This window comes from Planotetraspora sp. GP83 (assembly GCF_041262585.1).
In the GTDB taxonomy this organism is placed as follows: domain Bacteria; phylum Actinomycetota; class Actinomycetes; order Streptosporangiales; family Streptosporangiaceae; genus JAOEGB01.
This window is the reverse complement of the sequence record NZ_JBGCBZ010000017.1, coordinates 81,017-105,374: the sequence shown is the minus strand read 5'-3', so window position 1 is coordinate 105,374 and position 24,358 is coordinate 81,017. Positions and strand designations below refer to the sequence as shown.

The window sequence follows — 24,358 nt, the reverse complement described above, 5'->3', positions numbered from 1 at the left end:
GGAGCCTCGGTATGTCGCGCGATCAGCCGGTGACGGCCGCCGCCGGTCCGGCCGGGATCGAGCCGCCGGCGGTGAGCCGGTGGCTGGCCGGACACATCGAGGGCGTGGCCGAGCCGGTCGAGTTCTCGCTGGTCTCGGGCGGTCGGTCCAACCTGACGTACCGGGTCACCGACGCCGCCGGCGCCGTGTGGGCGTTGCGCCGCCCGCCGACAGGCGGCGTGCTGAGCACGGCGCACGACATGAGCCGCGAGTGGAGGTTCATCAGCGCGCTCGCCTCCACCGGCGTGCCGGTGCCCCACCCGCTGGGCTACTGCGCGGACCCGGCGCTCACCGGCGCCGAGTTCTACGTCATGAGCTACGTCGACGGCGTGGTGCTCGCCGACGAGGAGTCCGCCGCGCGGCTGTCACCGGCGGCGCGACGAACGGCGGGCTTCGCGCTGATCGACGTGCTCGTCGCGCTCCACGCGGTCGGCCTCGACGCCACCGGGCTGGGCGACCTCGCACGCCCCGAGGGATATGTCGAGCGGCAACTGCGCCGATGGCGGCGCCGGCTGCATGAGCACGGCTCGCCCTACCTGGCGCTGCTCGACCACGTCCACGACGCTCTAGCCGCCCACATCCCGGAGCAGACGAGCGGAATCGTGCACGGTGACTACCGTCCCGGGAACCTCGCGTTCGCCGAGGACGGCCGGGTCGTCGCCGTCTTCGACTGGGAACTGGCCACCGTGGGCGATCCGCTCGCCGACCTCGGCTGGCTCATCGCCTCGTGGGGACAGCCCGGCGACGACCGTCCGGCGACGATGGAGAGCCCCAGCACGGCGCCTGGCTTCCCGGCACGGGACGAGCTCGCCGGCAGGTACGCGAAGCTGTCCGGCCGCGACCTGTCCGCGCTGCCGTACTACGTGGCTTTCGCGCGCTGGCGGATGGCCTGCATCAACGTGGGCGTGCGCGCCCGCTACCTGGCCGGCGTGATGGGCGACGACGGCTACGACGTCGAAGCGCGCGCGGACCTGGAGCGCCGGCGGGCCGAGGCCGCCCTTGAAGACATCGAACGGCTGGGCCTGGCCTGACGGGCACGCCCACGATCCCGCACCGGAGTCACAGCCCCGTCACCGCCGCCGTCAGGAAGGAACCAAATGGCCTGGGATTTCTCGACCGAACCGGAGTTCGAGGAAGAACTGCGCTGGATGCGCGACTTCGTCCGCGCCGAGATCATGCCGCTGGAGACCCTCGACCTGGAGCAGGACGCGCTCGACCGCGCGACCGCGCCGCTCAAGGAGGAGGTCAGGCGACGAGGTCTCTGGGCGGCGCACCTGCCGCCGGAGCTGGGCGGCGGCGGATTCGGCCAGGTGAAGCTGGGCCTGATGCACGAAGTCCTCGGGGCGTCGACCCATGCCCCGGCCGTCTTCGGCAACAGCGCGCCCGACTCGGGCAACGCCGAGCTGCTCGCGCTGGGCGCGACGGAGGAGCAGAAGCGGGAGTGGCTGTACCCACTGCTCGAAGGCAAGCTCCGCAGCGCCTTCTCGATGACGGAACCCGGCGCCGGAGCGGACCCCACCCTGCTCACCACGCGGGCCGTACGCGATGGGAGCGAGTGGGTCATCAACGGCCACAAGTGGTTCACGTCCAATGGCTCCATCGCCGATTTCCTGATCGTCATGGCGGTGACCGACCCGGATGCCGAGCCGCGCCGCCGCGCGTCGATGATCGTGGTCCCGGCCGGCGCCCCCGGCGTGCGTGTGCTGCGCGACGTGCCGTCCATGGAGGACCCGAGCGGGCGGTTCGGGCTGGCGGGCGGCCACGCCGAGATCCGTTACGACGACGTCCGCGTGCCGATGGCGAACCTGATCGGCGGCGAGGGCGACGGCTTCCTGCTCGCGCAGAAACGCCTGGGGCCCGGCCGGATCCATCACTGCATGCGCTGGCTCGGCCAGTCGCGGCGGGCGTTCGACATGCTCTGCGAGCGTGCGGTGACCCGGTACGCGCACGGCTCGGTGCTCGCGGACAAGCAGATGATCCAGGACTGGGTGGCGAGCTCGGCCGCGGAGATGCGGGCCGCCCGCCTGATGACCCTGCACGCGGCCTGGACGATGGACACGCACGGCTCGCGGGCGGCTCGCGCCGACATCGCGATGATCAAGTTCTACGGCGCTTCGGTGCTCTACAACGTGATCGACCGGGCGATCCAGGTGCACGGCTCCCTTGGCTACACCACCGACCTTCCCCTCGAATCGATGTATCGGTACGCCAGGGCGGCACGGATCTACGACGGGCCCGACGAGGTGCACAAGGTGACGCTCGCCCGCATGATCCTCAGCCGGTACGACCCCGCGGAAGTGCCCACCGAACACGTGCCCACGCGCCGGGAGGCCGCCCGGGCCAAGTTCGCCGCGCTGCTCGGCCAGTTCTCCGCGGACGACTGAGCCTCCGACCCCTGACCATCGCGACAAGGAGTTTCACCATGGATTTCGATCTACCGGAGGAGCTCGCCGGGCTGCTCGGCGAGCTGGACGCGTTCATCGACAGGGAGATCCGCCCGCTGCAGGAGCAGGACGACAACGAGCGCTTCTTCGATCACCGGCGCGAGTACGCCCGGACCGATTTCGAGGCGGGCGGGACGCCGCGGGCGGAGTGGACCGAGCTGCTGCACGAGATGTTCCGGCGGGCGGACAGGGCCGGCTGGCTGCGGTACGGCCTGCCGAAGGAGGCCGGGGGGAGCGGCGGCTCGAACCTCGCGATGGCGGTCATCCGCGAGCACCTCGCGAGCAAGGGCCTCGGCCTGCACAACGACCTGCAGAACGAGTCCTCGGTGGTGGGCAACTACCCCTTCGTCCACATGCTGCTGGAGTTCGGCACTCAGGAGCAGAAGGACGAGCTCCTGGAGGACATGATCACCCGCCGCAAGGGCCTCGGGTTCGGCCTCACGGAGCCGGGACACGGCAGTGACGCGACCTGGCTCGACACCACCGCGGTCCGCGCCGGGGACGACTGGGTCATCAACGGCGTCAAGCGGTTCAACTCCGCGATGGACACGGCCACCCACGATGTGATCTTCGCGCGCACCTCCGGCTCGCCCGGCCAGGCCAGGGGGATCACGGCGTTCATCGTGCCGGTCGGGACGCCCGGCTTCTCCGTCGACTTCCACTGGTGGACGTTCAACATGCCGACCGATCACGCCGAAGTGACCCTGCGCGACGTGCGGGTGCCGTCCTCCGCGATCTTCGGAGAGGAGGGAGAGGGGCTCGCCGTGGCGCAGACGTTCGTCCACGAGAACCGGATCCGGCAGGCCGCGGCCGGGGTCGGCGCCGCGCAGTTCTGCATCGACCGGAGCGTCGAGTACGCCCGGGACCGGGTGACCTTCGGCAAGCCCCTGGCCGAACGGCAGGCGATCCAGTGGCCGCTGGTGGAGCTGCACACCGAGGCGGAGCTGGTCCGCACGCTCGTGCGCAAGACGGCCTGGGAGCTCGACCGGCGCCACCACATGGAGATCAGCGACAAGGTTTCCATGTGCAACTACCGGGCCAACCGGCTGGTGTGCGACGCCGCGGACCGGGCGATGCAGGTGCACGGCGGCCTCGGCTACACCCGGCACCAGCCGTTCGAGCACATCTACCGCCACCACCGCCGCTACCGGATCACCGAAGGATCCGAGGAGATCCAGATGCGCAAGGTGGCCGGTTACCTGTTCGGCTTCGCGGGGCCGCGCAAGCGATGAAGGACGTCGAGGGCACAGACCTGGCCGTACGGCTCGCGCGCCGGCTCGGCGAACTGTACGGCGCGCCGGTGGAGGTGTCCAGGCTGCGCCGGTTGCCCGGCGGCGCGAGCATGGAGACGTGGGTGCTGCGGGCCCGGCCCCAAGGCGGACCCGCACGCGACCTGGTCCTCCGCAGGGAGCCGCCCCGCGACCACGAGAAGCCGGGCACCGTGATGGCGCGTGAGGCGGCCGTCATCGCCGCGGCGGCGAGGGCCGGAGTGCCGGTCGCCGAGCTGGTGGACCACGGCGTGGACGACGCCGCACTCGGCTCGCCGTACCTGCTCACCGCTTTCGTCGAGGGGGAGACGCTCGCGCGGCGCATCCTGCGCGACGCGGAGTTCGACGGGGTGCGCCCGGCGCTCGCTCGCGAGTGCGGCCGAGTGCTGGCGCGCGTCCATTCGATCCCGCCGTCCTCCCTGCCCGGTCTGCGGCGGCGGGCCGATCCCTTGGAGGAGCTGGCGAAGACCTGGGAGAGGTTCGGCGAGCCGTCTCCCGCCATCGAGATCGCCCTGCGCTGGCTACGCGAGAACCGGCCCGCGCCGGCTCCGGACGCCGTGGTGCACGGGGACTTCCGCAACGGCAACCTCATCGTGCACCCCACGGGGCTGCGCGCGGTGCTCGACTGGGAGCTCGCGCATCTCGGCGATCCACTCGAGGATCTCGGGTGGCTCTGCGTGAAGGCATGGCGATTCGGAAGCGCGTCGCCGGTCGGGGGCTTCGGCACCCGCGAGGAGCTGTTCGCCGGATACGCCGAGGTCGCCGGAGCCCGGCCTGATCCGGCCGCGGTCCGCTGGTGGGAGGTGTACGGCACCGCCGGCTGGGCGGTCGGCTGCCGCGTCATGGCCGAGCGTCACCTCAGCGGCCAGGTCCGCTCCGTGGAGCCGGCGGCCGTGGGCAGGCGGGCGTGTGAGCAGGAGCACGACCTGCTGCTGGCCCTCGGTGTGCCGCCGCCCGTCGTTCCCGGCATGGCCGCGGCGGAGATCGACGCCGCCGACCTTTACGGCAGGCCGAGCGCCGCCGAGCTGGTGGAGGCGGTCGCGGAGTTCCTGCGGACGGAGGCGGCGCCGGGCACCGAGGGCCGCGTGGCCTTCCTGTCGCGGGTCGCCGCCAACGTGCTCGACGTGGTTCGCCGGGAGCTCGACATGGGTGAGCGGCAGCGGCGGGAGAACGCGGGCCGCCTCGCCACGCTCGGGTTCGCCGGCCGTACGGCACTGGCCGAAGCGATCCGCGCCGGAACCGTGCCGATCGACGACGCGCGGGTCATCGCGGCGGTCCGGGCCGAGGTCACCGACCGTCTCACCGTGGCGAATCCCCGCTATCTGTCCCAGCCGGCCGATGCCGAGGGATACCCCGGCGTTCGAAGCTCGATCGTTTGCAAGGAGAGTCTGTGATCAGGACGCGGTTCTGTACGGTGTTCGGAATCGAGCACCCGATCGTCCAGGGCGGCATGCAATGGGTCGGCCGGGCCGTCCTGGTGGCCGCCGTGGCCAACGCGGGCGCGCTGGGGCTCATCACGGCCCTGACCCAGCCCACACCGGAGGACCTGGTCAAGGAGATCGAGCGCTGCCGCGATCTCACGGACCGGCCGTTCGGCGTGAACCTGACGATCCTCCCGGCCATCAAGCCGCCGCCCTACGCCGAGTATCGCGACGCGATCATCTCCGCGGGTGTGCGGATCGTGGAGACGGCCGGGTTCAACCCCGCCGAGCATGTCGGGCACTTCCACGCCGCCGGGGTGAAGGTGCTGCACAAGTGCACCAGCGTCCGCCACGCGGTGAAGGCTCAGCAGCTCGGCGTCGACGCGGTGAGCATCGACGGTTTCGAGTGCGCGGGGCATCCGGGAGAGGACGACATCCCCGGGCTGGTCCTGATCCCGGCCGTCGCGGACAAGATCACTATCCCGATGATCGCGTCCGGCGGTTTCGCCTCGTCCGCGCGACGACATGAATGAACGTTCGCTAGAATCGCGGCGTGGTGAAGAAGGCGGATAGCGCGGCGGGCGCCGGTGGCTGGCGGGTCTACGAAGAGCTCAGCCTGCCGCCGATCCTCGCCAACGCCATCGAGGCGTTCGAGGAGCACGGCTATCACGGGACCACCGTCCGGGACATCGCCCGGCGTGTCGGGGTCACCGTGCCCGCGCTGTACTACCACTACGAGAACAAGCAGGCGTTGCTCGTCGAGCTGCTGATGTCCTCGATACAGACGCTGCTCGAACGGTGCGAAGCCGCTCTCGCGGAGGCCGGCGACGACCCGGTGAGGCGGTTCTCCGCGCTCGTGGAGTGCGTCGTCCTGAACATGGCCTATCGGGGGTCGCAAGGCCTGCTCGACTCGGAGATCCGGAGCCTGGAGCCGGAGAACCGGGAGAAGTACGTCGGCCTGCGCGACGAGCTCGAGGCGAAACTGCACGCCATCATCATGGAAGGCGTGGACCTCGGCGTCTTCCGCACCGAATACCCCGTCGAAGCCGGCCGAGCCGTGCTGACGATGTGCCAGGCCGTGGCCAGATGGTACCGGCCGAGCGGTCCGCTGCCTCCTGGCGAGCTGGCGGAGCGATACGTCGCCATCGGCCTTGGAGCGGTCGGCTACAAGCCGCCCACGAGGCGCAAGCCGCGCCCCGGGGCCGACGCCGGGAAGCCGGGCGAACGCTGAGCCGGGCGAACGCTGAGCCGGGGGAAACGCGCAGCGTGGGGCGGGCGCGGAGCCCCTGGTGAACGCTGGGCGTCGCGGGCGCCGAGCCATGCCCGGCCGCGCGCTGTTCTTCGCCGCCCCGTCTCCTGCCGGAATGACGCCGGGTCCCATTTCACTATTGCTGTCTTAGCGATCGTTAGGTAAGTTCCCACTGAGTGCGTGATGCGCCGAGAGGGCGACACGCGACGACGGTGTGGTGAACAGGGCACCGTTCCTCGAGTCCGATCCGCTCACCGTCTCCTCGCCATCCGGTACGGCCGGCATGCGCGCTGCTCGGTGTCTACAGGAGAGTCGAATGTCTGGATCAGTGACCGTTCCCCCTGATGTCCTTGTGTCCCAGACTGACGCGATCGCGACGGTGACGCTCAACCGCCCCCACCGTAAGAACGCGGTGAACGCCGGGATGTGGCGGTCGCTCGCCGCAGCCTTCACCCGCCTCGGTGAAGATCCGGAAGTCAGGGTCGTCGTCCTGACGGGGGCGGGTGGCGACTTCTGCGCCGGCGCCGACCTGTCCGGCTCGCCGGGGGAGGCGCATCCGCTGGAGGCGATGCGCCAGGTCAACCGCGTGGCCACGCTGCTGCACGAGATGCCCAAGCCGACGGTGGCGAAGGTGTCCGGCGTGGCGGTGGGCGCGGGATGGAACATGGCGCTGGCCTGCGACCTGGTGATCGCGGCCACGGACGCGAGATTCTGCCAGATCTTCGCCAAGCGCGGCCTGTCACTGGACTTCGGCGGCTCCTGGCTGCTGCCCCGGCTGGCCGGCATGCAGCGGGCCGCCCGGCTGGCCCTGCTCGCCGAGTTCGTCAGCGGGCGGGAAGCCTACGACCTGGGCCTGGCCGCATGGGCGGTCGAGCCGGGCGAGCTCGACGCGTTCGCCGGCCACATCGCGGCCAAGCTGGCCGCCGGGCCGCCCGTGGCGCTGGCCCGGACCAAAGCCCTGCTGCACGCGGGATCGAGCTCCACGATGTCGCAGGCACTGGAGGCGGAGGCGGTCAGCCAGGTGGCCAACTTCGCGTACGCCGACACGGCCGCGGCGTTCGAGGCGTTCGCCAGCCGCACGGAGCCGGTGTTCACCGGCCGGTGGTCACGGGAACCGGCCAAGTCGTCCTGAGCCGATGTCCTGAACCGATGTCCTGAGCCGACGTCCTGAGCGCTGTGGAAAGGAGCCCCGATGGCCGGCGACGCGTACAGCGAGATCACCTACGAGCTGGACGGGCACATCGCGACGATCACGTTGCGCCGCCCCGAGCGGCTCAACGCGTTCACGCAGGAGATGGCCCGGGAGCTGGTCGACGCCTTCGACCGCGCCGACACCGATGACGAGGTGCGAGTCGTCGTGATCACCGGCGGAGGCCGGGCCTTCTGCGCGGGCGCCGACCTGTCCTCCGGCGGCAGCACGTTCGACCTGGACACGCGGCCTGATGAGGAGCCCGCGCCAGAGACGATCGACGGCGTGCCGCGCGACGTCGGCGGCGTCGTCTCGCTGCGCGTCGCGGCCATGCTCAAGCCGGTGATCGCGGCGATCAACGGGCCCGCGGTCGGCGTGGGCGTCACGATGACGCTGCCGATGGACATCAGGCTGGCAGCCGAGTCGGCGCGGTTCGGGTTCGTCTTCGCCCGGAGAGGGCTCGTCCCGGAAGCGGCGTCGAGCTGGTTCCTTCCCCGTGTGGTCGGCATCGCGCAGGCCATGGAGTGGGTGGCCACGGGCCGGGTGTTCGGAGCGGAGGAGGCCAGGGCGGGCGGGCTCGTCTCGCGCGTCTATCCCGACGCGGACCTTCTGCCGGCGGCCTACGCGCTGGCCGCCGAGATCGCCGAGAACGCCTCGCCGGTGGCGGTGGCGGTCTCCCGCCGGCTGCTGTGGGGGATGCTCGGCGCGGCCGGTCCATGGGAGGCGCACCGGCTGGACTCCAAGGCGATCTACGAGCTCGGCGGGTCCGCCGATGTCGCCGAAGGAGTCACCGCGTTCCTGGAGAAGCGGCCGGCCCGCTTCCCGTCGCGCGTGAGCACAGATGTCCCGGACGGCATTCCCCGCTGGCCTGGGCGGGACCATCCGGCGCGCTGACGACGAAAGGACGGCGATGACGATGAGGACGACGAGGACGACGAGGACGACGAGGACGACGAGGACGACGATGGGTATGCGGGACGACGAGGTGGTGGCGGCCGCGGGGCGCATGTCCTTCGGCAGCCAGCTGGCACGCACGGCGCGGCGGTTCCCCGGCCGTACGGCATACCAGCTCGATGATCGGGTCTGCACCTACGCCGGTCTCGATGAAAGGGTCAGCCGGGTCGCGAGGGCGTTGCGAAGCCGCGGGGTGGGTCGCGGGGACCGCGTCGCGGTGCTCATGCGCAATCGCCTGGAGACGGTGGAGGCCTACTACGGCGTGTGCCGGCTGGGGGCCGTCGTCGTGCCGATCAACTTCCGGCTGGTGGCCGGCGAGGTCTCCTACATCCTGCGGGACTGCGCGGCGACCGCGCTCATCGTCGACGGCGACTCGGCCGGCGTCGCGGCGGCGGCTCTTTCCGAGGCGGACTCCGTGCGGGTCGTGCTGGCGACCGATTCGGCGGAGGACGTGTTCCCGGTTCGAGCCGGGGCGGAGGCATACGAGACCGCGCTCGCCGCGACCCACGGGGACGCCCTCGACGTCAACAGCGACGTCAACAGCGACGTCAACACGGACATCGACATGGCCGTCGACGTAGCCGAGTCTGACGCGGCGTTCCTCATGTACACCTCCGGCACGACCGGCCGCCCGAAGGGTGCGGTGCTGACGCACCAGAATCTGGCCATGGCGTGCATGCTGCAGGGTCTGTCGATCGGCGGGACACCCCCCGACGGCGAGGTCGCGATGCTCGGCGTTCCGATGTTCCACATCGCCGGCGTCGGCACCATGCTGCCGTCGCTTCTCAACGGCGGCCGGGTGGTGGTGTACTCCGCCCCCGCCTTCGACCCGGTGGCCGTCCTCGACCTGCTGGAACGCGAGCGGATCACCAGTTGCTTCTTCGTGCCGAGCCAGTGGCAGGAGATCTGCGCCGTGCCCGGAGTCAAGGAGCGTGACCTGGCGCTGCGCAAGCTGTACTGGGGCGCCGCGCCCGCGGCTCCGTCGCTCCTGCGCGCACTCGCCGACACGTTTCCCCAAGCGCCGGCCTACTCGGCCTTCGGCCAGACGGAGACGAGCGCGACCACGTGTCTCCTCCGGGCCGAGGACGCCGATCGCAAGATGGGATCGGTGGGCAGGCCGTTGCCCGGGGTCGAGGTGCGGATCGTGGACGAGGCGATGCGGGACGTGGCCCCCGGAGAGGTCGGCGAGATCGTGTACCGCGGGCCGACCGTGATGCGGGAGTACTGGAGCAAGCCAGAGGCGACCGCCGAGGCGTTCGCCGGGGGCTGGTTCCACTCCGGGGACCTCTGCCGGATGGACGACGACGGCTTCATCTGGGTGGTGGACCGGAAGAAAGACATGATCATCTCGGGTGGTGAGAACATCTACTGCGCCGAGGTCGAAGCCGCGATCGACAGCCATCCCAAGGTCGCCGAGGTCGCGGTGATCGGCGCGCCGCACGAGAAGTGGGGCCAGACGCCGGTCGCCGTCGTGACGGCGGCGGACCCCTCGGATCCGCCGAGTGAGCAGAGCGTCATCGACCATTGCCGGGCCCGTCTGGCGTCGTACAAGAAGCCGACGGCGGTGGTGGTCGTCGAGGAGATGCCGAGGACCGCGACCGGCAAGATACAGAAATTCGAGCTACGCCGGCTGTTCGCCCAGGGGAACTGATCACCCGAATCCCGCAAGTCACATCGCCGGCTCGTTGCGAATTTAACGAGCGCTAAGTAATTTCAAACGGCAGGCCGCAAACGGCGGGCAGGAGTGGAAAATGATGGATCTTGGCAGTGCCGCCGGGGCGGCGCCCGGCAGGCCGGCCGTCATCATGGCGGAGTCGGGCGAGGTCACCACCTATGCCGAACTGAACGCGGAGTCCAACCGCGTGGCCAACCTCCTGTTCGACCTGGGGCTGCGCCGCGGCGACCATATCGCGTTCATGCTGGAGAACCGGGCCGAGCTTCTCGCGGTGGCCTGGGCGGCCCAGCGTTCCGGCCTCTACTACACCCCGGTCGGCACTCGCCTGACGGCCGACGAGGTGGCCTACATCATCGGCAACTGCGAGGCGCGGGTCTTCGTGACCTCCGCCGCGTTCGCCGAGGTGGCCGGCGTCGCCGTACGGTCATGCCCCGGGCTGAAGCTGCGGCTCGCGCTCGACGGGGAGATCGAGGGGTTCTCCGGCTACCGTGAGGCCGTGGGCCGCTTCCCGGGCACTCCGCTGGCGGAGGAGTGGGAGGGGCAGTCGATGATCTACTCGTCCGGCACCACGGGCCGCCCCAAGGGCGTCAAGAGAGCACTGAGCGGTAAGCGGCTCGGTGACGACCCCGCGCAGATCGGCGTTCTCCCTTTGCTGTCGATGCTGGAAGACGTCGTCTACCTCTCCCCGGCCCCGCTGTACCACGCCGCGCCGATGAACATGTGCGTCGCGCTGCTCCGCCTGGGGGCCACTCTCGTCATCATGGAGCGGTTCGACGCGGAGAAGGCTCTCGAGGCGATCGAGCGCCACCGGGTCACGCACACCCAGATGGTGCCGACGATGTTCATCCGCCTGCTGCGGCTGCCGGCGGAGGTGCGATCCCGCTACGACCTCGGCAGCCTGCGCCTCGCCATCCACGCCGCCGCCCCCTGCCCGGTGGACACCAAGCGGCGGATGATCGAGTGGTGGGGGCCGATCCTGACCGAGTACTACGCGGGCACCGAGAACATCGGAATGACCCTGTGCGACTCGGAGGAGTGGCTGGGCCATCCCGGCACAGTCGGCCGTGCCATCGCGGGCACGCTGCACATCCTCGACGAGGACGGACAGGAGCAGCCGGCGGGGGTCCAGGGCGCCGTCTACTTCTCCGGCGGCGCCGACTTCGAGTACCACGGTGATCCGGAGAAGACCGCGGCGGCGCGGGATCCGCTCGGCCGGGGCTGGGCCACCCTGGGCGACATCGGCTACGTCGACGCGGACGGGTACCTCTTCCTCACCGACCGCCGGGCCCACATGATCATTCGCGGCGGGGTCAACGTGTACCCGCAGGAGAGCGAGAACATCCTCGCCATGCATCCGAAGGTCGGCGACGTCGCGGTCATCGGCGTGCCCGACCCGGACCTCGGCGAGGTGGTCAAGGCCGTGGTGCAGCCGGTCGACCAGGCCGACGCCGGTCCCGCGTTCGAACACGAGTTGCTGGCGTACTGCCGGGAGCGGCTCGCTCGCTACAAGTGTCCTGATTCGGTCGACTTCGTCAGTGAACTGCCGCGTCAGGCGACCGGCAAGCTTCACAAGCGGCTGCTCAGGGATCGGTACGCGGCCCCGCAGGCGTCCGCCGGTCGGTGATCGGCCGTCCGGACGCGGCCCGCGCGCCGGGCTCCGACGCCGGAGCGGTTACAAGCTCAAGAAACCAGGAGGTGGCATGTCCGCGGAGAGAAGCCGTGAAGTGATGCGGCTCTACGTCGAAGAAGTGCTCGGCAAGGGCAAGGTCGAACTGCTGGATGACATCGCGGATCCCGATGTCGTCGACCACGCCGCGATCAGGTACGGATGGCGGCAGGGCATCGACGGGTGGCACGACCATGTCCGGCACTTCCTCGTCGGCGTGAGCGATCTGAGGGTCACGCTCGACAACGTCGTGGCGACCAGGAGCCGGGTGGTCGGCGTCTGGACCTTCACCGCCGTCCACTCCGGGCTGTACATCGGCATCCCGGCCACCGGCCGGACCATCACCGGCACCGCGGCGAGCATCTTCACGTTGCGTGACGGCAAGGTGGTCGACTACGCCGTGGTCTCCGATCACGGCGCGGTGCGCGCGCAGATGGGCGTGGACGATCCCGCGAGCGCCGGTTGAGCACACGTTGAGCACACGCGGGCGTCCGTACGGAGGACACGCCGAGCCGCCGACGGCTCGATCACTATTGGAGATATGCCGTGAGCATGCTTGACCTGAGCGCCGACGAGGTGCTGAGCACGACTCGGGCGGTCCGGCGGCGCCTGGACCTGGAACGCCCGGTGGATCGGCGCCTGATCGAGGAATGCCTCGAGATCGCCGTCCAGGCGCCGAGCGGGAGCAACAGCCAGCAGTGGCGCTTCGTCGTGGTGGGCGATCCGGAGGTCCGCGGCCGCATCGCCGAGGTCTACCGCAAGGCGTTCGAGGACTACCGGAACAGTCCGTACAACGCGGGCAACCTGTTCGCCGGCGACCCCGGACGTCATGCGGAGCAGCGACGGGTCTTCGGCTCGGCCGAACACCTGGCGGACAACCTGCATCGGGTCCCCTACCTGTTGATCCCGATAGCGAAGGGGCGGTGCGAGCGGCTGACCACCGCCGGCGAGCAGGCCGCCTACTGGGCCGGAATCCTGCCCGCGACCTGGAGCTTCATGCTCGCCGCCCGTGCGCGCGGGCTGGGCACGGCCTGGACGACCATGCATCTGCCGTACGAGCGGGAGATGGCCGAGATCATCGGCAATCCGTACGAGAAGACGACCCAGGTGGCGCTGATCCCGGTGGCCCATACGATCGGCGTCGACTTCCGCCGGGCGCGCCGGCAACCGGTGGAGTCGGTGACGCACTGGGACCAGTGGTGACCCGCTGAACCGGTCGCCGCCGCCGCGTACCGCTATTATCGGCGCCTCCGAAAGCCCCTTGACGGTCGCCCAGCCCCAAGAGATCATTTCCGTGTCACGAGTTAGAAAAGTTTATTAACTAGCCTGGTGACACTGGCGACAGCGATTCGGCGCCCGGCAAGGGCACTTGGGGAGGTGGGCCGGTGTCCAGGCCGCGGTGGGGCGTGACGGGTGTCTTCGCGCTGTCCGGAGTGTGCTGCGCCCTGTGGAGCGCCACGCTGCCCACGCTGATCGGGCATCTCCGCCTGAGCCCGGGGCGGATGGGCACGGTCCTCCTGCTGACCGGTCTCGGGTCGATCCTGGTCATGCCCCTGGTGGGGCGGCTGTGTGACCGCTTCTCCAGCCGCGCCCTAGTCACGGTGTGCGCTCCGGCGGCGGCGCTGTGCCTGCTGGCCCCCGCGACGGCGGGCGGCTACCCGGCGCTGCTGGCCGCCGGGCTGCTGGTCGGCGCCGGGCTCGGCGCGCTCGACGTGTCCATGAACGCTCAGGCCGTCGCCGTAGAGACGGCGGAGGGCCGGCCGCTGATGTCCGGGTTCCATGGGGTGTGGAGCCTGGGCGCCGTCGCGGGAGGGGCGGCGGTCGCCGCCGGGCTCGCCGCCGGTCTCGACCTGCGTGTCCTGCTCGCAGCCGCCGGAGTGCTCTGCGCCGTCCTGTTCGCCGGACCGCTGCCGCTCCTCCGCGTCCCCGCCGGAGCGGCCGTCGTCGGGGGGAGCGTCGCGGCAGGCGGGAGCGACGTCGCGGCAGGCGGAGGCGGCGCGACCGGGCACGGGGAGTCGCCGGCGTCCCGCGCCGCGGGCCGGGCCCCGCTCGCGTCGGCGCTGATCCTCCTGCTGGGGCTGCTCGCGATGGCGGGCTTCATCACGGAGGGCGCAGGCTACAGCTGGGCAGTCCTCCACGCCACCAGCGACGTGCACGCGAGCCCGGCGACGGCGTCGCTCGTCTACGCCGTCTTCGCCGCCGCGCTCACCTGCTCGCGCCTGGTCGGCGACCGGGTGCGCGCCCGGCTGGGGTCACGCCGGGGGATCGCCGCCGCGGGGGCGACAGCGAGCGCCGGCTACGTGCTGGTGCTGCTCGCGCCCCATCTGCGGGCCGGGGGAGTGGCCGCCGAGTTCGCCGGGTGGGCGGTCGTGGGCGTCGGCCTGGCCACCGTCGTGCCGACGCTGTTCAGCGCGGCCGGGTCGGGTGGCGGTGAGGTCGGCCGCGCCCTGTCCCGGGTCACCACCCTCGCCTACGTCGGGGCGCTGGCCGGGCCCGGTCTGGTCGGCCTGCTCGCCGATCGGACCTCGCTCACCACCGCTCTGCTGCTGCCCGCCGCCCTCGCGCTGGCCATCGGTCTCCTCGGACCCTCCGTGGTGGGCCGGGCGGCCGGTGACGGCCCGTCCCCGGCCGCCGAATCGGCCGGCGCCGCCGTCTCGCCGACCGTGGCGACCTCCGAGCCGTAGCCCCGCCGGCGCCTCCAGGACGCGGGCACAGGTAGGGCCTCCGCCGGAGCCGGCACGCCGTACAGATATCGCCGTACAGACACCGCCGTACAGACATCACTGAGACCGCCACCGCCGCCGACGCCCTGGTCACGCCGACCCGACCCGAGTCCGAAGGGGAGTCTCTTTGAACCACCACACCCGCCCGGCCGAGCTGGTCATCCCCGACGACATCGCCCTCGATTCCGCGACGCCCCCGGCCGGCTCACCCGGCGCCGCCCTGCTGGCGATGAGGGGTCTGTTCCGCGGCCCCTCCGACCTTGTCGACCCCGCGCTGTACGCCCAGGTCGGCTCGGGGGCCGCCACGCTGGGGCGCACCCGGATGCGGCTGGAGCCCGCCACGACGGTGAGCGGCAACACCTACTTCGGGCGCTTCCCCGCGTCCCACTGGCAGCGGTGGACCAGGATCCCCGAGGTCACCGTACGGCTGACCGCCACCGGCTCTGGCCGGTTGCTGCTCGGCGCGTCCGACTCCCACGGCGGCACCCGGACGGTGGACGCCCACACCGTCACCGAGGCGGCGGACACCGAGATCACGCTGACCGCCCAGCTCGACCGTTTCCTCGACGGCGGAGCCCTCTGGCTGGACGTCAGCACCGGCCCCGGAGAGCGGTTCACCGTGGCGGACGTCCGGTGGACCGTCCCCGCCCCGGCCCGGCCGCGCCGTACGGCGGCGACCATCTGCACGATGGACCGCCCCGACGCCTGTCTGGGCAATCTCACCGCCCTCGCGGACGACCACACCGCCCTTTCCACGCTGGACGCCGTGTACGTCGTCGACCAGGGCGGTGACCGGGTCCGCGACCGGGCCGGGTTTCCCGAGGCCGAGCTCGCCCTCGGCGGCCGGTTGCGCTACCTCACCCAGCCCAATCTCGGCGGCGCGGGCGGCTTCAGCCGGGGCCTGTACGAGGTGGCGGGGATCGCGGCGGACGGCCAACTCCCGCCTGATGTGCTGTTCATGGACGACGACGTGCTGCTGGAGCCCGACCTGCTGGTCCGCATGACGGCCTTCGCGGCGAGCGCCGCCCAGCCGCTCATCCTCGGCGGCCAGATGCTCACCCTGCTGCACCCGAGCCGGCTCCACGCCGGGGCCGAGTTCACCGACCTCGACCGCGCCAGGCCCGGCGCCCTGATGCCGCACAGCCCGCACGAGGCCGACCTGATCGCCCCCGACCCGCGCACGGGCCACCCCGAGCGTCAGGAGCTGCGGCTGGACGCGGGGTACAACGGCTGGTGGGCCTGCCTGATCCCGGCCGAGGTGACGGCCGCCATCGGCTACCCGCTGCCGCTGTTCTTCCAGGGCGACGACGCCGAGTACTCCTACCGGGCCCGCGCCCACGGCTTCCCGACCCTCACCCTGCCGGGCGCCGGGCTGTGGCACACCGACTTCGCCTGGAAGGACCGCGACGAGATCAACCGCTATTTCATCGTCCGCAACTACACCATCATCTCGGCGTTGCACGGCCGCTTCCCGCTGCCTACGCTGGTCCGCACGCTCGTGGCCGAGGTCGTGCCGTACCTGCTGGGCATGCAGTACGGCGCGGCGGCCACCGTCATCGCCGCCGTGGAGGACTTCCTGGCCGGTCCGGAGGTGCTCGCCGACGGCGGCCAGGAGGCCCTGGCCCGGCTGCGGCGGCTGCGCGCCCGGCATCCCGAGACCCAGTGCCATCCGGCCACCGACGTGCCGGGGCTGCCCTCCAACGCGATCGTCATCGCCGACCCCGCTCCCGGCCCCCGCCTGCGCGACCTCGCGCTCCTGAAGGGCCTGCTCGCCCCGCTCCTCGCCACGCTGGGGGCGCCGGGCCGTACGCCCGCGCGCCGTCCCCATGGTGTGACGGGCCTGCCGAGCGATGGGGGAGAGGGGCAGGGCGGGCGGGTGTACGCGGCGGTGCGGCACGCCGACGCCCACTGGTGGCACGTCGCCGCGCTGGGCACGGCCGTGGTGACCGACGCCTCGCAGCGCGGGGTCCGGCTGCGGCGCTACGACTCCGCCCGCCAGACCAGGCTGACCAGGGCGGCCGCCGCCGTCCTCTGGCGGCTGCTGCGCGAGGGGCCGCGGGTGCGCGAGCGCTACCGGGCCGCGCTGCCCGCGCTGAGCAGCCGGGAGAACTGGGCCCGCCTGTTCGGCTCGTCCCCGGACGGAGCCCGCTGATGCGCCGCGGGCCCTTCGCGGGAGCGGATCTGGTGGTCGTCGGGGCCGGGTTCTTCGGACTCACCGTTGCCGAGCGGGTCGCCGAGGAGCTGGGCCGCAGGGTCGTCGTGCTGGAGCGGCGCGGCCACATCGGCGGCAACGCCTACTCGGAGGTCGAGCCGCGCACCGGCATCGAGGTGCACCGGTACGGCTCGCATCTCTTCCACACGTCCAACACGCGGGTGTGGCGCTACGCCCGCCGCTTCACCCAGTTCACCGACTACCGCCACCAGGTGTGGACGGTGCACCAGGGCCGCGTCTATCCGATGCCCTTCAACCTCGCCACCATCTGCGGATTCTTCGACCGGCAGCTCAGTCCGCAGGAGGCCAGGGCGCTGATCGCCGAGCAGGCCACCGAATATGACCCGCGGACGGCCGACAACCTGGAGCACAAGGCCATCTCCCTCATCGGGCGGCCGCTGTACGAGGCCTTCGTGCGCGGCTACACGCGCAAGCAGTGGCAGACCGACCCGGACCGGCTTCCCGCCGACGTGATCACCCGGCTGCCGGTGCGGTACACGTTCGACAACCGCTACTTCGACGACCGCTACCAGGGACTGCCCCGGGACGGTTACACCGCCTGGCTGACCCGGATGGCCGACCACCCGCGCATCGACGTGCGGCTGGACACCGACTTCGCCGCCGTCCGCGACCGCGTCCCGCCCGGCGTCCCCGTGGTCTACAGCGGGCCGATCGACCGCTACTTCGGCTACCGCGAGGGCGTGCTCGGCTGGCGGACTCTGGACTTCCACACCGAGGTGCTCGACGTGGGGGACCACCAGGGCACCGCCGTGCTCAACTACGCCGACGAGTCGGTGCCGTACACCCGGGTGCACGAGTATCGCCATCTGCACCCCGAGCGCCACTATCCGGAGGACCGCACGGTCATCGTCCGGGAGTACTCCCGCTTCGCCGGCCGTGAGGACGAGCCGTACTATCCCGTGGCCACGGCGGAGGACCGGGCCCGGCTGCTGCGCTACCGCGCCCTGGCCGAGCGGGAGAAGGACGTGTACTTCGGCGGCCGGCTCGGCAGCTACCGCTATCTCGACATGCACATGGCCATCGCCTCCGCGCTGTCGCTGTATGGGAACCGTCTGGCCCCGCGCTGGGGCGTATGCCCCGATCCCGCCGATCTGGCCGACCCGGCGGACCACGGCCAGACGGGAGCCGAATACGATTCCCGGGCCGACCCAGTGACTGCGTCTCTTACCGGCCCCGTGCTGCCGGACCCCGCCACCATCGCCACCGGACCACGACCCTGAGGACATCGCCGCACATGACCGCTGGAACGCATCCCCGCCCCCGCCTCATCGCGACCGACCTGGACGGCACGGTCGTCCGCAGCGACGGCACCATCTCCGCGCGCACCACCGCGGCCTTCGCCCGGATCGAGCCGGCCGGCGCCCAGTTCGTCTTCGTCACCGGCCGCCCGCCCCGGCTGATGGGCTCGGTCGCGGACGCGGTCGGCTCGCACGGCACCGCGATCTGCTCCAACGGGGCCTTCGTCTACGACATGCACACCCACACCGTCATCGACGAGTACGCCATCGACACCGCCACTCTCGCCGAGGCCGCCCGCCGCCTGCGCGAGGCGATCCCCGGCATCGGCCTGGCCGTGGAGTACGCCCATGAGATGGCCGGCGACGAGCTGTACGAGCCGTGGGACTGGGAGGCCGACATCACCGTGCAGCGGCCCGGCGAGGACAAGCTGTGGAGCCGCCCGGCCCCCAAGCTCGTCGGCCGCCACCCGACCCTCTCCGCCGACGACCTGCTGGCGCTCGCCGCCCCAGCCATCGGCGACCTGGTCACCGTCTACCACTCGAACGGCCTGCGCCTGGTCGAGGCCATCGCCCCCGACGTCAGCAAGGCCCACGCGCTGACCCGTTTCGCCGGCGGGCTCGGCATCACCCCCGACCAGGTGGTGGCCTTCGGAGACATGCCCAACGACCTGCCGATGCTCGCCTGGGCCGGGACCTCGTACGCCGTCGCCAACGCCCACCCCACCGTCCTCGACGCGGTGAGCCACGTCATCCCGTCGAACGACGAGGACGGCGTCGCCAAGATCATCGAGGAGTTGTTCCCGGCCTGACCGGCTCTTCCGCGATCACGCCGCTCAAAGGTTCCCAACCCCCAGCGGCGTGATCGCTTCGAAGGTGCGCTGACAACCTCGGTCTTCCATCGCGGCGGCTGGGCGCGCGTCAGGGGCTCCAGTCCGGTGGGGCCGCGCCTCCACGATGTCCAGCGCATGTCCGGGAAGCCGGTCACGACAGTGGCCTGGTTCCCGGCAGGTCGCCGTTCAGCGCCGTGTTCGGGTCGTAGCCGAGATAGATGATCGGCTGCCAGTAGCAGGGGTGTGTGTCACCGTGCAGGCTGGCGCCCAGGCGCGAGTACGGCGCTGCGACCTGTGCGCCGCTGTCCAGGGTGGACGCGAACGCCCAATCCGTCGAGACGGTCTTGTCCAGCGTCACGCCGACGTAGTTACCGCGGATAAGGGGCTACGGCCCCAGCCTGGGCGGAACGCGTTGCGCCTTACGCCATGAGGGCGGCCACCGGTGAGTAGTCGATGTAAATGCGGTAGTCGTGCACCAGGCCGTCGTGGAACTTGAAGGTGACGCAGCAGGGGACGCTGACTGACGCGCCGTCGGGTTGTCTGCTGTAGCGGACGGTCATCGCGGTCACGATGACGTCCTCGTCGCCGCCGGCCTGCCAGACATCGTTGATCTCGTGCCGCATGTTGATCGGCCTCTGCGCGGCAGATCGCGCGGAGGCGATGAGTGCCTCCTTGCCCTTGATCGGCTCGCTGTTGGCCGCGACGAGGAGGACGTCGTCGGAGACGGCGGCCGCGATGGCGTCGATGTCATCACTGTCGACGGCGGCAAAGAACGACCGGGCCCATTCGGCGGGCTGTGAAGGCTTGAGCACGTCTGTCCTCTGGTCAGGCAGGTGGAAGTTGTCAGGAGAAGTAGGCGGTGGATTCCGGCGAGGAGTGGCCGCTGACGGTTACACATCACTGGACGCGTGATCCAGTGGCACGCCCGGCTCCCGACCCCCGTCATCGGGACTCGCCGGTCTGCGACGCGGCCGGCTCGTGGCCGGTGACGGCATGCGGACGGGCGAAGCGGACAACCTCGCCCGATCGGGCGGAATCGATTATTACCGCTAGAGTCGATCGTGGGCAAGCCCTCGTCGGCCGGCGTCCGGGTGTCTCTGGCGCCGGGGCGGGGCCGTAGGGCCTCCGCGCGATCGGGTCGCCGTCCACTCCACCGGCGTACGGCCGGAAACACGGGAAGGGCCGGCCGGGGAGGTCGTCGGTGGACCCCGTGCGGCAAGGCGCGGTGCCGGACGAGGTCCAGCCGATCGGTGAGATCCGCGCTGGAGACAAGGGCGACTTCGTCATCGACGACCGCCGCTGCCGGCGCGGATCTCAACCGTCCCCACGGCACTGTCCGCGGGACATCTCCTAGTCGACGACCTTCACGTAGTCATGCGCTTCGGAGTAGCCGAGACGGTTGTTGCCGTTGAACTTCACGCGCCAGGTGCCGGACCGGTAGGCCCGGACGTTGGCCCGGAAGCTGCCGCCGGAGTCGGTTGCGATCGTTCCGACGTTCCTCCAGTCACCGGAGCCGCTGGAGTGGAAGTAGACGCTGATGCGCTGGCGGCCGACGTGGTACCCGTCGGTCGCGCGGCTGCGCAGCCTGCCGCCGAGAGAAATCCGATCACCCTTGTGGACTCGCTCCGGCGTTACGTAGAAACCGGTGATACGGGTTTCCCGGCTGTCATTCCGGGAGTGGTGCCACTTGATGTGCAGGCCGCCCTTGTGGCCCCACTGGTTCCAGGAGTGGTCGTAGTTCCAGTAGTGGTTGCCATAGTTCCAGTCGTTGTCGTTCCACCAGTTTCCGTGGTGGTTCCACTGGTGGTCGTCGTGGTTCCCGTGGTGGTTCCACTGGTGGTCGTCGTGATTCCCGTGGTGATTTCCGGCGTGGTCGGAGTTGTCGTCTGAGTCGTTGTCGGAGTGGTGGTCTCCGTCGTTGTGGTGGTTGTTGCCGTGGTCCCAGTCGTGGTCGCCATGGCCGTCTCGAGTCTGGCGGTCTCCGGTGAGTGCCCGCGAGGAGGAGTCGGAGTTTCCGGGGACGACCTGCTGGGTGTTCGTGCTGATGAGCAGGTTCTTCTGCTCCTGCCCGTGCCCGGACGCCACGTCCGCGTACGCCGGAGCTGAGGCCGCCGCGAGCGCGAGAGCGCCGACGGCGACCGCACCAATGGTGGTGGCGATTTTCCGTGCCATTTTTGCTTCCTTTCTCCGTTGAAGCGCACCCGATCGGGTGTATGTAAACCATAACGCCCCATTCTGGGAGACTATTGCCAGGAAAGGAGTCTGATAAATCACATGTGTCATTTGGCACATATACAGCCGGCCGCCCCCGCGAACAGCAAAAGCCCGCGCAATCGCGATCCCGCACGGAAATCGCGGGATGGCGGTTGCGCGGGGTACGCGGTTTACGCGATGTATTAGGAGCGGCCGTGCCTGGCCCGGCGTGCGGGAATCAATGCGGCACTCACCACGGCAACAATTCCGACGGCGAAACCGATCAGGAAAACAGTGCGAAATCCGTCCTTCGAAGGCACGGCGATGCCGCGGAAGGACTGGCTGGTGCTGGCCAGCACCACCCCGCCCACGGCGCTGGAGGTCGAGGTGCCTATCGCCCGCATCAACGAGTTGAACCCGTTGGCGGCCGCCGTCGCCGACGGCGGGATGGCCCTCATGATCAGGGCGGGCATCGCCGAGTAGGCGAACGCGATGCCGGTGCCCGTCACGGTCGAGGTCAGGACCACCTGCCAGGCCGCCCCCATCAGCTCCAGGCCCAGCGCGTAGCCGGTGGTCGCGATGGCCGCACCCAGCAGCAGCGAGGTCTTCGGGCCCCGTGCCGCCGACAGGCGCGCGGACAGGGGAGAGACGACCATCATCACCAGGCCCGCCGGAGCCATGCACAGCCCCGCGGAGATCAGCGACATGCCGAGCCCGTAGCCGGTCGCCCGGGGCAGCTGCAGCAACTGCGGAAGCACCAGGGACTGCGCGTACAACACGAACCCGACCAGGATCGAGGCGACGTTGATGAGCAGGACCGGTGAGCGTCCGGTGGCGCGGAGATCCACCAACGGCTCGGCGGTGCGCAGCTCGACGACCGCCCAGACGGCCAGGACGATGACGGCGGCGGCGAACAGGCTCATGACCGTGGTGCTGGTCCAGCCCCAGTCGCCGCCCTTGGAGATCGCCAGAAGCAGGCAGATCAGCCCCGCCGACAGGCCGAGCGCGCCCGGAACGTCGAAGCGGCCCGGTGACCGCATCTGAGACTCGGGCACGAAGAACGCGGTCAGAACGATCGCGGCAACCCCCAACCCGGCCGAGATCACGAACAGCAGATGCCAGTCGAGGTGCTGGGCGATCGCGGCGGAGGCGGGCAGGCCCAGCGCGCCGCCGATGCCCAGGGAGGAGCTCATCAGCGCCATCGCCGACCCCAGGCGTTCCTTGGGGACCTCGTCGCGCATGATGCTGATGCCCAGGGGGATGACGCCCATGGAACTGCCCTGCAACGCCCGGCCGATGACCATCGGCAGCAGCGACGAGGTGGCCGCCGAGACCAGCGAACCCGCCACGAGCAGGCCGAGGCTCACGAAGAAGATCCGGCGTTTGCCGTACATGTCGCCGAGCCGGCCCAGGACGGGGGTGGCGACGGCACCGGACAGCAGAGTCGCGGTGATGGCCCACGTGGTGTCGGAGGCCGGGGCGTGCAGCAGGACCGGTAGCTTCGGCAGCAGCGGTGCCAGCAACGTCTGCATGACCGCGACGACGATGCCCGAGAAGGCCAGGACGAGCACGGCGGCGCCACCGCGCCCGGTGGCGGGTTCAGGTGGGGAGGCCATGGGCTTTCCGTTGACGTCGACGGCGCCGGGGGTGACCTGAGTCCCCGAAGCGCTCATCATGACGGCTGCTTCGGGGGCGCACGCGCTGGGGGAGTGGCTCACCTGGCGTACCGACCACGCGAATCGGTCGGTACGAAGCACACGCGCGCCATGACACGCCCCCCTAGATGGTCTGTTGTGCAGATTGTCTCGACTTAAGACTGTGCATGGCGTGGTGGTTTGTCAAATCGTTCGCGGTTTATTGCTGCATGTCGCTGTATGAGGCAGATCGTCCTGTTCTGAAGGTTCGCGCCTGTCGCGGTGATCGCCTCTCAGCCCTCGGGGTCGGGTCTTGACGTCACGGGAACCTCCCCTAAGTTCCGTAACCAGACCGTGCCCGGTGGCGAGGAACACGTCGTCGCGTCCGGGAAGCCGGTCGATGACGGGCAGGCCGTCGGGCAGCAGCGGGCAGCCGCCCGGACAGTCCCTAATCCTCGTTGAGACCGTCGTCGGTGTCGTCCACGTTCGGGGCGGCGGGGTTGATTGGGCCGCCCGCTGGTGCGGGTGCGGTTGGACCAGCTGCGGTACGCCTCCTTGCGGGCCCGGCCGGCGTCGACTTGGGACATGCCGGAGTAGTAGAGGAGGTCGGCGGCCTCGTCATCGAACTCCTTGGACCGTTCGGGCAGCCGTCTCGCGGCTCTCCTGAGGGCAGAGGCGGACATCCCCAAAATGTGGGCGGCCGCATGGATGTCACCCTCCGCGAGGAGGTCGACGGCCGTACGTTTGCCCTCCTGGGCCTCCTGAAACAGTCGCTCCGCCTCGACCGTGGTGTCAGGGACGCGACCCGCAGGGGCGGATGGTGAGCGAGGCCGCCTGGGCTGTCTCGGTCAACAGCCCGGTCACCTCGGCGGCGATAAGCTGCCCGGCGGCATCGGGATCCCCCTCATGCGGGGAGCTGCCCCCGCCGCCGTCGGCGATCGCGCCGAGCAGGTCCTCGTCGTAGCCGAGCCCATACCCGAGCGTGGTGACCGAAACGTCTGAACCAGCACGGTGACCTCGTCATAGCGGTCCAGCGGGACCGCACAGCGACATCGCGCTGGCTCGCAAGGACGCGGACGCCCTCAAAGCCGAGTCTCGCTTCAGTCAGGCGGCCGAGGTGCTGGCGCCACTGGTGGAGCCCGCCACGCGCACGTTCGGGCCGACGAACCCGGACGTGATCGAGCTGCGCATCGAGCTGGCCGACGTGCTGTTCCCGGGCGGCGACTATCGGCGTGCGGCTGTCGAGTTCGCCACGCTCGCGGCTGACCTGGCCGAGCGGGGTCGGCCGGACAACGATCTCGTGCTGCGCTTCCGGCTGATGGAAGCGAACTGTCACGCGGCGGCGGGGGAGACGACCTTGGCACTCGAACAGCTCGGCAGGCTGCTGGAGGACGAGAAGCGGTTCGGCGTGGACGAGGATCGGGTGCTGGAGCTGCGACGCCAGATCGGTCTCCTGGAGCTTGGCGCCGGGCACCTCGTCCAGGCCAGTAATGCGCTGACGGACCTCTTACCCGATCTGGAGCGTCGGTACGGCCTTCGCCACCCAGGCGTGATCAAGGTCCGGGAGATCCTGGACGGCTTGGACGGTGACCGCTGACATGG

Annotated in this window: 20 protein-coding genes and 1 pseudogene; 17 read left to right on the top strand and 4 right to left on the bottom strand. The window is 70.5% G+C overall.

The window, feature by feature from the left end; all coding sequences use genetic code 11:
• The first annotated feature begins 11 nt into the window (after positions 1–11).
• The 16 genes and pseudogenes from ABH927_RS23200 (at position 12) to ABH927_RS23125 (ending at position 18,908) form a co-directional block, all read left to right on the top strand.
• Positions 12–1,070 carry a phosphotransferase family protein gene (locus ABH927_RS23200; RefSeq protein WP_370024419.1) on the top strand — a complete coding sequence of 353 codons (1,059 nt, stop codon included), beginning with the start codon at positions 12–14 and terminating at the stop codon, positions 1,068–1,070.
• A gap of 66 nt (positions 1,071–1,136) precedes the next feature.
• Positions 1,137–2,423, top strand: coding sequence for an acyl-CoA dehydrogenase family protein (locus tag ABH927_RS23195; protein WP_370024418.1), 1,287 nt, complete (start codon positions 1,137–1,139; stop codon positions 2,421–2,423).
• A gap of 38 nt (positions 2,424–2,461) precedes the next feature.
• The gene (locus ABH927_RS23190) at positions 2,462–3,715 is read left to right on the top strand and encodes an acyl-CoA dehydrogenase family protein (RefSeq protein ID WP_370024417.1); all 1,254 of its coding nucleotides are present in this window, start codon (positions 2,462–2,464) and stop codon (positions 3,713–3,715) included.
• The gene (locus ABH927_RS23185) at positions 3,712–5,145 is read left to right on the top strand and encodes a phosphotransferase family protein (protein WP_370024415.1); all 1,434 of its coding nucleotides are present in this window, start codon (positions 3,712–3,714) and stop codon (positions 5,143–5,145) included. Before ABH927_RS23190 ends, ABH927_RS23185 begins: the two co-directional genes overlap by 4 nt.
• Positions 5,142–5,681: pseudogene (locus ABH927_RS23180) on the top strand (NAD(P)H-dependent flavin oxidoreductase); the annotation flags it as partial. The gene ABH927_RS23185 and the pseudogene ABH927_RS23180, both read left to right, overlap by 4 nt.
• Positions 5,682–5,725: 44 nt before the next feature.
• Positions 5,726–6,403, top strand: a complete 678-nt coding sequence (locus tag ABH927_RS23175; RefSeq protein ID WP_370024413.1) for a TetR/AcrR family transcriptional regulator — start codon at positions 5,726–5,728, stop codon at positions 6,401–6,403.
• A 370-nt stretch (positions 6,404–6,773) separates the two neighbouring features.
• Positions 6,774–7,553: an enoyl-CoA hydratase/isomerase family protein gene (locus ABH927_RS23170; RefSeq protein WP_370024411.1), complete on the top strand. Its 780-nt coding sequence runs from the start codon at positions 6,774–6,776 to the stop codon at positions 7,551–7,553.
• 60 nt (positions 7,554–7,613) lie between these two features.
• Positions 7,614–8,504, top strand: coding sequence for an enoyl-CoA hydratase-related protein (locus ABH927_RS23165; protein ID WP_370024409.1), 891 nt, complete (start codon positions 7,614–7,616; stop codon positions 8,502–8,504).
• 22 nt (positions 8,505–8,526) lie between these two features.
• Positions 8,527–10,215, top strand: a complete 1,689-nt coding sequence (locus tag ABH927_RS23160; RefSeq protein WP_370024407.1) for a long-chain-fatty-acid--CoA ligase — start codon at positions 8,527–8,529, stop codon at positions 10,213–10,215.
• 100 nt (positions 10,216–10,315) lie between these two features.
• Positions 10,316–11,863, top strand: a complete 1,548-nt coding sequence (locus ABH927_RS23155; protein ID WP_370024405.1) for an acyl-CoA synthetase — start codon at positions 10,316–10,318, stop codon at positions 11,861–11,863.
• 76 nt (positions 11,864–11,939) lie between these two features.
• A complete protein-coding gene (locus ABH927_RS23150) occupies positions 11,940–12,371 on the top strand; it encodes an ester cyclase (RefSeq protein ID WP_370024403.1) in 432 nt (143 codons plus the stop codon).
• An 86-nt stretch (positions 12,372–12,457) separates the two neighbouring features.
• Complete coding sequence (locus ABH927_RS23145) at positions 12,458–13,108, top strand: nitroreductase family protein (RefSeq protein ID WP_370024541.1); 651 nt, start codon at positions 12,458–12,460, stop codon at positions 13,106–13,108.
• Positions 13,109–13,290: 182 nt separating this feature from the next.
• Entirely contained in the window at positions 13,291–14,589 is a 1,299-nt protein-coding gene (locus tag ABH927_RS23140) for an MFS transporter (protein ID WP_370024401.1), read from the top strand.
• Between the two features lie 166 nt (positions 14,590–14,755).
• Entirely contained in the window at positions 14,756–16,780 is a 2,025-nt protein-coding gene (locus ABH927_RS23135) for a glycosyltransferase (protein ID WP_370024399.1), read from the top strand.
• Positions 16,780–18,081, top strand: coding sequence for a UDP-galactopyranose mutase (glf, locus tag ABH927_RS23130; protein ID WP_370024397.1), 1,302 nt, complete (start codon positions 16,780–16,782; stop codon positions 18,079–18,081). Before ABH927_RS23135 ends, glf begins: the two co-directional genes overlap by 1 nt.
• A 14-nt stretch (positions 18,082–18,095) precedes the next feature.
• The gene (locus ABH927_RS23125) at positions 18,096–18,908 is read left to right on the top strand and encodes a Cof-type HAD-IIB family hydrolase (RefSeq protein WP_370024395.1); all 813 of its coding nucleotides are present in this window, start codon (positions 18,096–18,098) and stop codon (positions 18,906–18,908) included.
• A 172-nt stretch (positions 18,909–19,080) separates the two neighbouring features.
• On the opposite strand, the gene ABH927_RS23120 is transcribed toward ABH927_RS23125, so the two are convergent.
• From ABH927_RS23120 to ABH927_RS23105, 4 genes are all read right to left on the bottom strand, one after another.
• On the bottom strand, positions 19,081–19,287 hold the full coding sequence (locus ABH927_RS23120) for a hypothetical protein (protein ID WP_370024393.1): 207 nt from the start codon (positions 19,285–19,287) through the stop codon (positions 19,081–19,083).
• Positions 19,288–19,348: 61 nt separating this feature from the next.
• Positions 19,349–19,741, bottom strand: coding sequence for a nuclear transport factor 2 family protein (locus ABH927_RS23115; protein ID WP_370024391.1), 393 nt, complete (start codon positions 19,739–19,741; stop codon positions 19,349–19,351).
• Positions 19,742–20,279: 538 nt separating this feature from the next.
• On the bottom strand, positions 20,280–21,101 hold the full coding sequence (locus tag ABH927_RS23110; protein ID WP_370024389.1) for a hypothetical protein: 822 nt from the start codon (positions 21,099–21,101) through the stop codon (positions 20,280–20,282).
• Between the two features lie 224 nt (positions 21,102–21,325).
• On the bottom strand, positions 21,326–22,798 hold the full coding sequence (locus ABH927_RS23105) for an MFS transporter (RefSeq protein WP_370024387.1): 1,473 nt from the start codon (positions 22,796–22,798) through the stop codon (positions 21,326–21,328).
• 1,075 nt (positions 22,799–23,873) lie between these two features.
• Between ABH927_RS23105 and ABH927_RS23100 the strand changes: the two genes are divergently transcribed.
• On the top strand, positions 23,874–24,353 hold the full coding sequence (locus ABH927_RS23100; RefSeq protein ID WP_370024385.1) for a hypothetical protein: 480 nt from the start codon (positions 23,874–23,876) through the stop codon (positions 24,351–24,353).
• Positions 24,354–24,358 lie beyond the last annotated feature (5 nt).

What these genes read in the sequence shown, in the direction of transcription:
- ABH927_RS23200 (WP_370024419.1), top strand. Translation starts at nt 12, where the DNA reads ATGTCGCGCGATCAGCCGGTGACGGCCGCCGCCGGTCCGGCCGGGATC.
- ABH927_RS23195 (WP_370024418.1), top strand. Translation starts at nt 1,137, where the DNA reads ATGGCCTGGGATTTCTCGACCGAACCGGAGTTCGAGGAAGAACTGCGC.
- ABH927_RS23190 (WP_370024417.1), top strand. Translation starts at nt 2,462, where the DNA reads ATGGATTTCGATCTACCGGAGGAGCTCGCCGGGCTGCTCGGCGAGCTG.
- ABH927_RS23185 (WP_370024415.1), top strand. Translation starts at nt 3,712, where the DNA reads ATGAAGGACGTCGAGGGCACAGACCTGGCCGTACGGCTCGCGCGCCGG.
- ABH927_RS23165 (WP_370024409.1), top strand. Translation starts at nt 7,614, where the DNA reads ATGGCCGGCGACGCGTACAGCGAGATCACCTACGAGCTGGACGGGCAC.
- ABH927_RS23160 (WP_370024407.1), top strand. Translation starts at nt 8,527, where the DNA reads ATGAGGACGACGAGGACGACGAGGACGACGAGGACGACGAGGACGACG.
- ABH927_RS23155 (WP_370024405.1), top strand. Translation starts at nt 10,316, where the DNA reads ATGATGGATCTTGGCAGTGCCGCCGGGGCGGCGCCCGGCAGGCCGGCC.
- ABH927_RS23150 (WP_370024403.1), top strand. Translation starts at nt 11,940, where the DNA reads ATGTCCGCGGAGAGAAGCCGTGAAGTGATGCGGCTCTACGTCGAAGAA.
- ABH927_RS23145 (WP_370024541.1), top strand. Translation starts at nt 12,458, where the DNA reads ATGCTTGACCTGAGCGCCGACGAGGTGCTGAGCACGACTCGGGCGGTC.
- glf (WP_370024397.1), top strand. Translation starts at nt 16,780, where the DNA reads ATGCGCCGCGGGCCCTTCGCGGGAGCGGATCTGGTGGTCGTCGGGGCC.
- ABH927_RS23125 (WP_370024395.1), top strand. Translation starts at nt 18,096, where the DNA reads ATGACCGCTGGAACGCATCCCCGCCCCCGCCTCATCGCGACCGACCTG.
- ABH927_RS23110 (WP_370024389.1), bottom strand. Translation starts at nt 21,101, where the DNA reads ATGGCACGGAAAATCGCCACCACCATTGGTGCGGTCGCCGTCGGCGCT.
- ABH927_RS23105 (WP_370024387.1), bottom strand. Translation starts at nt 22,798, where the DNA reads ATGATGAGCGCTTCGGGGACTCAGGTCACCCCCGGCGCCGTCGACGTC.